This window comes from Collinsella tanakaei (assembly GCF_021531055.1).
Taxonomy (GTDB): Bacteria; Actinomycetota; Coriobacteriia; order Coriobacteriales; family Coriobacteriaceae; genus Collinsella; species Collinsella tanakaei_B.
Genome location: NZ_JADYTL010000007.1, coordinates 134676 through 145227, shown reverse-complemented (window position 1 = coordinate 145227; position 10552 = coordinate 134676). Strand labels below are relative to the sequence as shown.

Annotated in this window: 8 protein-coding genes; 1 reads left to right on the top strand and 7 read right to left on the bottom strand. The window is 63.3% G+C overall.

All coding sequences use genetic code 11. The annotated features are described in order from the left end of the window. Nucleotides 1-91: 91 nt before the first annotated feature. From I6E04_RS08105 to I6E04_RS08075, 7 genes are all read right to left on the bottom strand, one after another. Nucleotides 92-2452 carry a SpaA isopeptide-forming pilin-related protein gene (locus I6E04_RS08105; RefSeq protein ID WP_235422680.1) on the bottom strand — a complete coding sequence of 787 codons (2361 nt, stop codon included), beginning with the start codon at nucleotides 2450-2452 and terminating at the stop codon, nucleotides 92-94. Next, complete coding sequence (locus tag I6E04_RS08100; protein WP_235422679.1) at nucleotides 2452-2829, bottom strand: hypothetical protein; 378 nt, start codon at nucleotides 2827-2829, stop codon at nucleotides 2452-2454. The genes I6E04_RS08105 and I6E04_RS08100 overlap by 1 nt, the downstream gene beginning before the upstream one ends. A 1-nt stretch (nucleotide 2830) precedes the next feature. Then, nucleotides 2831-4330, bottom strand: a complete 1500-nt coding sequence (locus I6E04_RS08095; RefSeq protein WP_235422678.1) for an LCP family protein — start codon at nucleotides 4328-4330, stop codon at nucleotides 2831-2833. After that, nucleotides 4308-5135, bottom strand: coding sequence for a class B sortase (locus tag I6E04_RS08090; RefSeq protein ID WP_235422677.1), 828 nt, complete (start codon nucleotides 5133-5135; stop codon nucleotides 4308-4310). The genes I6E04_RS08095 and I6E04_RS08090 overlap by 23 nt, the downstream gene beginning before the upstream one ends. Before the next feature lie 284 nt (nucleotides 5136-5419). Further along, a complete protein-coding gene (locus I6E04_RS08085; protein ID WP_235422676.1) occupies nucleotides 5420-6022 on the bottom strand; it encodes a hypothetical protein in 603 nt (200 codons plus the stop codon). Nucleotides 6023-6313: 291 nt separating this feature from the next. Continuing rightward, nucleotides 6314-7330 (bottom strand): dTDP-glucose 4,6-dehydratase, encoded by a 1017-nt coding sequence (rfbB, locus tag I6E04_RS08080; protein WP_235422675.1) that lies wholly within the window; start codon nucleotides 7328-7330, stop codon nucleotides 6314-6316. Nucleotides 7331-7756: 426 nt separating this feature from the next. Continuing rightward, nucleotides 7757-9196 carry an ATP-binding protein gene (locus tag I6E04_RS08075; RefSeq protein WP_235422674.1) on the bottom strand — a complete coding sequence of 480 codons (1440 nt, stop codon included), beginning with the start codon at nucleotides 9194-9196 and terminating at the stop codon, nucleotides 7757-7759. An 876-nt stretch (nucleotides 9197-10072) separates the two neighbouring features. Between I6E04_RS08075 and I6E04_RS08070 the strand changes: the two genes are divergently transcribed. Beyond that, a complete protein-coding gene (locus I6E04_RS08070; protein WP_235422673.1) occupies nucleotides 10073-10525 on the top strand; it encodes a hypothetical protein in 453 nt (150 codons plus the stop codon). Nucleotides 10526-10552: the final 27 nt, after the last annotated feature.

The window sequence follows — 10552 nt, the reverse complement described above, 5'->3', positions numbered from 1 at the left end:
GCTACGGCGGACGGCGCGGGCGGCGGGCACAAAAGTGGGGCGCGGCGATACGCCGCGCCCCACTACTCGAGCCTATGTGCGCTCGCCGCGCTTAGCGCTTGTCGGCGAACTTGCGGCGATGGCGATACGCCAGGCCTGCGCCGAGCAGCACCACGCCCGCTGCGGCGATGAGCCCCACGAACCGTGCGGAATCGCCGGTGGTGGGCAGGTCGCCGGGCAGCTGCTCGTCGGGTGCCGCGACGTTGATCGCCGTCAACGTCAAGCCGTCATCGGACACCGTGTAACCGGCCGTCCAGCCGCCGAAGAGCTGGCTCGTCGCCGTGCTCTCGGCCTCGATCATGCCGTCTTCGGTCACCGTGAACGAGAACGTACCCTCGATCAGCAGGTAACCCGTGGGCGTATCCGTCTCCTCGACGGTGTAGGTCTCCCCTGCCATCAGCTGCGGCAGATCGATCGTGCCGTCGTCGGAGCTGACCACCGTGCACTCGGTGGAGCCATCGGCAAACGTACCGGTCACGTGGAACGTCGCGCCGGCGAGCGCGTTGCCCGCAGCGTCCGTCTTCGTGAACGTCAGCTCGATGGCCGTGTCCTCAAACGCGATCATGGAGGTCGCGTCGTCGTTGCTCACGGCGATCTGCTCGAGCGGCGCCTGGGTGGTGCTGTCGTCCACCGCGACCGTGCCGTCCTCGAACACGAGGATGGTCACCGGCGCGAGCAGCTCGAAGCCCGCGGGCGCCTTGGTCTCGGTCAGCACGTAGGGCGTACCCTCGGCGGAGCCGATCAGCGACAGCTCGCCGAACACCACGCCGTACTCGTCGGACACGAACGTCCGCTCGGTGGTGCCATCCGGGAACTCACCGGTCATGGTGAACTCGGCGCCCACCAGACCGTGACCCTGCGCGTCGCGCTTCACGAGCGTGATGCCGACCTGCTGGTTGAGAATCGAGATCGATTCGCCGTCCTGGCCGATGGTGAATGCCGGCGAAGAGGTATCGCTCGCGGCCACCACCGTGCCGTCAGGCTGGACGACGATCAGCATGGTCTCTTCCACCCGCTCGTAACCGGCGGGAGCGGCGGTCTCGGCGAGCTCGTAGGTCGTGCCAGCGACCAGGCCGGTGAAGGTCACCGTGCCGGTTTCGTCGGTCGTCGCCTGGAAGCTCTGCGGCTGAGCGCCTTCCGGAGCGTCCTCGGCCAGAACCTCGGTGAGCGTGATCGTGGCGCCCGGCAGCAGGCTGCTCTCGCCGTTGATCTTGCTCACCGTGAGCTCGGCGAGCAGGTCGGTCGCGGTGATCACCGCGATACCGTCGGATTCGTCGGTCACATAGGTACCGGTGCCGTCCGCGATGTCGGCGCTGCCGTCACCGTCAGCATCCGTGAACGTCAGGGTGCCGTCGGCATTGACGGTGAACGTAGCCGTACCGGCAAGCTCATACCCTGCGGGCGCGGTAACCTCGCGCACCGTGTAGGTGTTGCCTGCTATGAGCACGGCCGTGGGGATCGTCACCGCGCCGTCGTCAGCCGTAGCCTCGAGCATCAGCGAATCCTGATCGGCGAGGTCGCCGGTAAAGGTGCCGGTGATCTCGAAGATCGCACCGGGGAGCGGCTCGTCCGCCTCGTCCACCTTCACGAGCTTTGCCTCGACCGGGGTGTCGTGCGCGGTGAGCGCGTCGTCCTCGACGTCGTAGCCGGAGCTATCGGCATCCGGGCGCTCGTCGTCGACGGGAACCGCGTTACCGTCGACGTCCACCGTGAACCGGAACGGGTCGACGAGCTCGTAGCCCGCAGGGGCCGTCTTCTCGGTCAGCTCGTACACGTACTCGGTTCCGCCGTCGCGCGTGGCGATCAGGTTCTCGATCGTGATGGTGCCGTTCTCGAGCGTAAGAGTGCGCGGAGCGGCGTCGCCCGGCTTACCCGTGCCGTCGGCGAAGGTTCCGGCGATCTCGAAGACCGCGCCTTCCAGCAGCTCGTCGCCCAGATCGGCCTTGTTGAGCGTGACCTCGATCGGCGTATCCTCGGCGGTGATGGTGATGGTGGCGTCGCCGTCGAAGCTGTAGCCGGCCTGATCGTCCGCCTCGATGGTGCCATCGGCCTTGACCGTGAACTCGTACGGCGTTCCGTTGAGCTCAAAGCCCGCCGGCGCGACCGTCTCGGTCAGCGTGTAGGTGTGGCCGGCCACCAGGCCAGGCAGGGCGGTCATGCCCGCATCGCCGAGCTCAAGGGTATCGATAACCGCACCGTTCTCGGCAAGCTCGAACACCGCGCCCGCGAGCGTCGGAGTGCCGCCCTTGGCGACCTTGGTCAGCTGCACCGCGATACCGGTATCGGTAGCCGTGATGACCGCGACGCCCTCGTCGTTAGTGGACAGATACGTACCGGAACCGCCCTCGCCCTTGATAGCGGTGCTCGGGTCATCATCGTCATCGTTCAGGAACACGATGCTGCCGTCATCCATCACCTCGAAGGTAGCCTTACCGGCCAGCTCGTAGGTATCGGGCGCACTGGTCTCCTCGATGGTGTACGTGTTGCCTGCGACCAGCCAGTGGGAGTCGAGCTCGAAGCTGCCCTTCTGTCCGTCGTCACGGTCTTGACGTCATCGGCGTCGGCCGTGTTCGTGATCGTGAAGGTGGCGCCGGGCAGCGAAATGCCTGCCTCGTCCGTCTTCACGATCTTGGCCTCGATGGGCGTGTCGTTGGCGACGATGGTGAGCTTGCCGTCCCCGACGGTGTAGCCCTCACCGGACTCGTTCACGATCTGGCCCTTGTCGTCCACCTGGAAGGTGAACAAACCCATGGGCGCAAACGGCGTGAAGCAACGACTGACGTTTTTCACACTATTCCGCATCTTCCACGGGAGTGTAGTACACGTCGAGCACCGTCTCGTACACGCTGTCCTGATCGAGCGTGTACTCCACGTACTGGGAGCCCTTCTCCGCCGTGCCCTTGAGTGTCGTGACATCGAGGTCGTCCATGCCGTGCTCCACGAGGATCGCCGCCAGGAAGGCGAACTCGCTGATGCCCATATTGGTGAAGCCGTAGTCGAGCGCGGTCCGGTAGAGTCCGACGAGTGCCGCCGGGTCGCCCGCCGCCGTGGCGATGGCCTGCGAGAAGAAGGCCTTGAGGTACTGGGATTGACGCGCCTGGCGGTCGAGCGAGCTTTCGAGCTGCGTGATGTCTCGATACTGCACGTACCGCATGGCCTCATATCCATACAACGTCGTCGGCACATCTTTGACAATCGACGTATCGGGGATGGTCTCGATCGGAGTGAGCGAAACACCGCCAACCGCGTCGTTGATGGGACCAATCCCCTGCATGTCGAGAGCAACGTAATAGTTCATGGGCATGTTGTACAGGATGCGCGAAACGGCGCGGACCACGTTCTCGCTGCTCGACTCATATCCATCACCATAACTGAACGACAGAGCAAGCTGCATCTTATCCTGGCCCATAAACGAGTCGCCCACGTTCTCGTCAACATCGACCATGGTGTCGCGCGGGATGCCGATGATGCGCATCTCGCCCGTGCGCATGTCGAATGCCACGACCATCACGGCGTCAGCCTGTCCCGCGGCACCGGTCACGCTCACATCTTCGCGACGGTCATACCCCATGACGACGATGGACACGATGTTCTCGTTGTAGCGATAGGTCGTGCCGTTGTACTCGACCGTCAGACCGTCGTCCTGGGTGTCGGCGTTCTCCGAGGTCTGGATGTCCTCGGGGTTCGACGCCTCGTGCAGCGCCTCGCCACCGCGATCGATCATCAGCTTAAGCGCAAGCGCGGTGCCGCCGCCGGCAACCGCCAGCACCGCCACAAGGACGAGCACCACCTTGAGCGGCAGCGGCATCTTGCGGCGCGCAGGTTTGTCGGGCTCGGCGGCGTCAAAGCGGACGGCCTTCACCGGCTCGTCGCCGTCGTCTGGCTCGTGATCGGTGACGGGCTCACCCGCGTCAGGCGTAGCGTCAGCGGCAGGTGCGGCGTCGGCAGCGGGCGCGACATCGGTGGTCGCCGCAGCAGCGGCCGACTCAACCTCACCCGCAGCCGTCGAAGGCGCGGCGAAACGCGCACCCACGGCAGCGGGCTCGTCCTCATCCGCATCCGGCACCGCCGGCTTCGGCTTAAAACGCCTGCCCGGCGCCGAAGGAGCCGGCAGGTCATCACCGCCCGCCGCCACCTGGGGCGCAGACGCGGACGGCAGCTCCTCCCCCATGCCGGCCGCGTCGATCGGCGCCTCCGCAGGAGCGGAAGCCTTGAAGTGCCTGCCCGAGCGGGCCGGAGCCGCGAGACCGTCCTCGCGCGCCTCTTCGTTATTTGGTCTGCTGGTCGTCAACGAGAACCCCCGTCACAAGATAGCGGTTGCCGCTGACCGAGCCTTCGGTCGGGCACGTACTGAGCTGCACGATCTTATCGTCCACATCGAGCGTCGCGCCCTCGCGGACGTTCACGACCATAGAGGTCGGATCGAGCACTGAATCGAAATACTCCCGGCGCACCTTGGTATCGGACATGTCGAAGCTGTTGAGAATGTGTCGGTCGTCGTAGCGGTAGGCAGCGATGATCCGGTACGTGAGGATGTGCCCGGGCATGTAGATGTACATGTCCTCGTGCTCGTCGAAGAACTCCTTGTCCTCAAAGCGATGGAGCGACGCGAACATCATGCCGTCGATGGAGTTATGGCCATACAGCACGGTCACCGGATCGGAGAAATCGGTCGCGTTCATGCTCTGGCTGAAGATGGTCCCGTAGTCGGAGTACTCCTTGTCCAGGCCGCGGCGAAGGTAGAAGTTATCGTCCACCGTGCTTTGGACCACCGGGAAGTCCACGTCCGTGCCGGGAACCGAGACCCACGCGTACACGTCGGAGTTCTCCGCCTTGAGCGCGCCGAAGTCGATCGGGTTGTCGGGCAACTCGGGCTCCGGCTCGGCCTCGGCATCCGCCTCAGGGGCGTCGGGCGTACCGAGCTCCTGCTGCCGGGCGAGCTCGCGCTCCGCGGAAGCGTGCAGCGAATAGAGGTACACGCCGCCCGACACCGCGATAACCACGAGCACGACCAGCAGCGCCACCAACGGCGCGATGCCTTTCCGCTTGGGCTGCGGCGACGAAGTCGGCGAATCCTGCGTATCTCGATCGTCCATACGATCCTTTCGTGCGATGAGGGGCTGGGGAGCAGGGCTGGGGCCCGGCGGGGCTTGGGAACCGAGGCTGAGGCCCGGCGGAACCTGTGGGGCTTGCGAACCGGGGCTGGAACCCAGCGGAACCTGCCGCGCAGGCCGGAACATGCGGCGCAGGTCCGGACGCGCATCCGCCCTCAAACCACGGTGCCCTTGCTGTGATACCCCTCTACGTGCAAAAAGGGACCCGCGGTAACGGGTCCCTCATACATACGGCACACCATTGCCGTCAGTGCGCAAAGGCCAGGTTACTTGGTGACCTTCTTGCGGATCGTCACGGCAACCGCACCGGCACCGGCAGCGGCGGCGGCGGTGATGGCGGCAACGGGAGCGATGACGACGCCCGTGGCGGGAGAGGTGGCAGAGGTGTCGGTGGCAACGCCCTCGCCGTCAGCCGGAACCGTGGACTCGTCGACCACGATGCTGAAGACGGAGAGACGGTCGACGGTGATGGACACGGTGCCGTCGGCGGCGACGGTGGTCTCCATCACGTCGTTGGAGCCGTCACCATGGGTGATGTAGACGGTGGCGTCGGCGCCGGCGTACTGGGTGCCCACGCTGAAGACGAGGGTGAGCTCGGTGAACTCGGCATCGCCCTCGGCGACGACCTCGAAGGACGCCAGCGGGGTCACGCCCTCGGGCACGTTGGAAGCAACGACCGAGGAGGGCTCGACCGAAATGTAGCCGCTGCCGCTCGCGCTCGACACATCGCCGGAGACGGACAGGGCGACGTTGGTGCCGGGGGCGGTAACGGTGGTACCGCTCGGACTGCTGAACTGCGCTGCAACGGCGACGCCAGGCAGAGCCATGACCATCATGGCGGCAGCGACCATGGAAACGATCTTCTTCATGAGGAGTACTCCTTCTATTCTATTGAGCTGAGGACCCGACCTCACTCCAATGATATGAGGATAGCAGGTCGAACAGGAGAGTCAACGCCGCGGGCCATGATTGTTACGAATCATAACCGGATGTGGCGACGGGCATCCTGGCAACGAGGGGGTGCGTTGGCGGGATTACGTCTGACGTTTTTTCACCCGATTCTTTTTCCCATGGGTTTGTCTCATATAGACGCCTGTAGGTGAGACAAACCCATGGGCACAAATGGCGTGAAAGTACGTCTGACGTTTTTCTGCGCACCATCAGGCCTGCGTAGCGTACTTAGCTTCGGTTTCCTCCTTGGCGGGGCGCCACCAGGGCTCGTTGTCGCGGTACCACGGTATCGTCTCGGCGAGACCCGCCTCGAAGTCGGTATGGACGGGCCACCAGCCCAGCTCGCGGCGGATCTTGGTGGGGTCGATCGCGTAGCGGCGGTCGTGGCCGGGACGGTCGCGCACCCGGTCGAACTCGTCCTCCGGACGGCCCATGACGTGCAGGATCGCACGGAGCACCTCGATGTTGCTGCGCTCGCCGTCGGCGCCGACGAGGTACGTCTCGCCGATACGCCCGCACGTGAGGACCTCCCACAGCGCGGAACTGTGGTCGTCCACGTGGATCCAATCGCGCACGTTGCGCCCGTCGCCGTAGAGCACGGGTCGCATACCGCACAGGATGTTGGTGATCTGCCGCGGGATGAACTTCTCCACGTGCTGGTAGGGGCCGTAATTGTTGGAGCAGTTGGAAATGGTGGCGCGCAGGCCGTAGGTGCGCACCCACGCGCGCACGAGCATGTCGGATGCCGCCTTGGTGGAGCTGTAGGGCGAACTCGGCCGGTACGGTGTCTCCTCGGTGAAGCGGGCCGGGTCGTCGAGCGCGAGGTCGCCGTAAACCTCGTCGGTGGAAACGTGATGGTAGCGCACGTCGTACTTGCGGCACGCCTCGATGAGGGCATACGTGCCGTTCACGTTGGTGCGGACGAACGGCTCCGGGTCTGCAATTGAGTTGTCGTTGTGCGACTCGGCAGCAAAGTGCACCACGGCGTCCGCACGCTCGACCAGCCGATTCACGAGCGCGGCGTCGCAGATGTCACCCACCACGAGCTCCACGCGGTCGGCGGGCAGGCCAGCGATGTTCTCGGGGTTGCCGGCGTAGGTGAGCTTGTCCAGCACGGTCATGTGCACGCCGGGCTGCTCGCGCACCACCCAGCGCACGAAGTTGGACCCGATGAAACCGCAGCCGCCGGTGACGAGAATGCGGCGGGGGCTGAATGCGCTCGTCATGGCGAACTCCACTTCAGATGCAGATGACCCTTTGGCTATTCTACTCTCCCCCCTCATGCCTCCGTTGTATCGAGCGCCACGTGGAAACCCCTCGGACCGCTGTGCTCACATTGCATGCCAAATTACCCTTGAACCTTTTGCGAGAACGAAAAGGCGACGAGACACCATGCACAGTGGCTCAGCGTAGCGAGAATCAACCCTCTTTCCACCTTCTCGCCTAGCGCACCGCTTCGGAGCTACTCCGAAATACTCCGAAGTTACTCCGAACCTTCCAGCGCTTCGCCAATCAGCCCTTGAGCCCCGGAATCGAGGATGAACCCACAGGTAAAGGATCTTTCTGGCGCCGTCTTGCCACGCGCAGGCGGCCGAAGCCCTTCGAAGCTACTCCGAAGTTACTCCGAAATACTCCGAAGTTACTCCGAAGGCCTATGGGAGCGAGTAGTACTGCGCAGGGTCGGTCCTTGAGGTGCCGTGCCAAACAAGCACACCCTTGGCATCAAGACTCTTAAGAATGGCAGAGGAAGATTTTGCACTCCTGCCTATGAGCTCCGCAAGCCCCTTCGTCGTCACGCGGCCCCTCGCATAAGCAGCCTGAACCGCAACAAGCTCGTACTCGCCGAGGCCATCCAAAACCTCCCGGGAAATCCTGTCCTCGAGGGCGTCCCGCTGCCTGAGGGTCCTCGCGACGATGTTGTTCTCCAGCGTGAGCTGGACCTTCGTCCCGTCCGGCTCGCTGAAGACCGGGTCGTTGAGCAGGAGCCTCTGCATCTCGGTGTAGATGCGCTTCACGCCCTCGTTGAGCTCCCGGACCCAGCCGAACTCCACGAGGGTGCGCGCGATCCTGGGATTCCTCGAGTAGCGCGTCTCGCACATGTTGTCGAGCGTGACCGTGTTGGGGAGCCTGCCCGGGCTCAGGATCTCGAGCCTGTCGTCGTACATGGAGACCCGGATGTAGTCTCCCGCGTAGGCGTAGTCGCGGTGGGTGACGGCGTTGACCAAGCCTTCGAACCAGGCGAACTCGGGGTACTCGGGGACGGTCTGGAACCTGCCGTCGCTCCCGAGGAACTGGAATTCCCTCAGCATCCCGGAGATGAGGGAGAAGGCCCCGTCGACGATCTTGGGGATGGGCCCGTCGAACGTGACGTCCTTGGTCGTGTTCAGCCGCTCGCCGGTCTCCATCTTGGTCCCGTCGAAGCGGAGCACGCGCACGCGCGCCTGCGGGAGGAAAGCGGCCGGGCACTCGCCGAAGAGCAGGAGCCCCGCCACAGTGAGGCGCCCGTCGCGCATGAAGCGCCTGGAGCGGAGGACCTGCTCGTCGGAGGCGTCCGTGCCGAGGATCTCCTTGTAGCGAGCGAGGACCTCGCGGTCCACGTCCCCGATTCCGGAGTCCTCGACGAGCTCGTCCTCGAAGACGCGCTGGTTCTTGTCGTACTCGAGCGCGCGTATCTGCTCGTAGCCGAGCGCCTTGCTCTGGTCGCCCTGCCGCAGGAACACCGCGCCGTCCTTGCGCCGCGTGATGACGCGGTTGGTCGACGGCTCGACGTCCATGACGAGCACGAAGTCGTCCTCGCCGGAGGAGTTGGCGGTGGGCACGCGCGTGAAGGAGACGTCGGGCGCCGGGGAGCAGTCGGTGATGGCGCACTGCTCGAAGCGCTCGGGGTCGCGGGCGCCCTGGCGGGCGAAGCCGGTCACGGTCCCGTCGTCCTCTATGCCCACGACGATCTTCCCGCCCGACGCGTTGGCGAAGGCCACGACGTGCCGGGCGAGGTCCTCAGGCTTGATCCTCGCGCTCTTACGGTCGAAGTAGTGATTCTCTCGCGTGGAGGAGAGCGTCTCTATGTTGTTCGTGACGACGGGGCTCTGCATCCGTCCACCCCCAGGCTGCTCTGCGGCGCGGCGGCCGCGGTTGTTCTGAGGACATGATACCAGCGGTCGCCGTCGGCCCCCGGGCGGAGGGGTGGGCTATCTCCTCCGAGCAATATCGACCATTCGGACGACGCCCTCGTCCTTCAGCCCGAGCCGGAGCATCTGGATGGCGAGAACGACCTTCTCGAGGGCCAGCACGTCGTCCATGATGCTGCTACCGTAGGCGGCCTCGAGATGGCCGTGCGCGAGGGAGTTGCTTCAAGAAGCTGTCCCCCGTCAAGCACACATCCCTATGCGACACTACGCAATATCTAGAATTAAATGAAAGCTTTTGAACTGGCGCTTTGCGTAAGGTGCAGGACAAAACGCACTAGGGACTCAAGATATAGTGTTTTTGCCATCCTACTATCGCAATTTTAAATTGCGGCCTCCTCGGAGATGGCCTACTCTTGCTAAAACATCAAATCGTTAGGTGCATTACTGCTGTCCCGACATTGAGCAGCTAAAGAACGACTTGTTTGTATGAGACACGCCTTAAGCGTGGCTCCTATAAGGATTTTCGCAAACCGAGAATTCGGCAAAACAAGCACAGGTGCAAACTGAAGGAGCTCGAGAATGGCCTTTCCTGTCCGAACCATAGGCGGACCCACCTCTTACCGCCTCCCACGATGGTGCCTTGCGCTTGGAGCGATCGCCTGCTTCTTGATCTTCGTCCTCTCGCAAATCCGAGTCCTAACTCCAAGTGCAGCGCTCTTCTTTGGATCCTGCGCTGCACCGTTCCTTGGTATCCATTTGTTATTTCGTGCGTTGGAAATCGTACAATTTAAGAGACGCGGCACCAATCTAGCAAAGCAAGAGTGCCGTCTCGGAATTCCCTTGGTAACTAAGCTGGCCTATCCGCTTCTCTTTGCTGTCTGCATTTCGCCTGCAGCAAATCACTGCGTCGCCGAACTGCACGAGTCGGAAAGCACTGTGACACGCTGGCTCATGATAACTAACATTCTCATTGTTGTGCTCTGGTGTGAACTTAACTACTCACTCGAACAAGACGGGAGCCTCAAGCCGGAATGGCGCAATTTCACGATCGCAATGCTGCTGCTGGCATCAGCCGTTTTCTGCGAAAACGGCGACCCGGCCACCAAAGCCTTAGCCGAGTTCATTAGTTGGCTCAGCACTGTCGGAACATTTTGTCTCGCCCTATTTGAGCTGATCAGATGCTATTTGCCTAACAAAAACTGCGCGATGGTCAGTAGGTCAGATTCCCATCAGTCGAAGCAGGCACCTTCTCGGGCTCATAAGCAAAACGGGCTCACCCACGACCGTGGATGAACCCGCCATCATGCCATATCGGCGCAA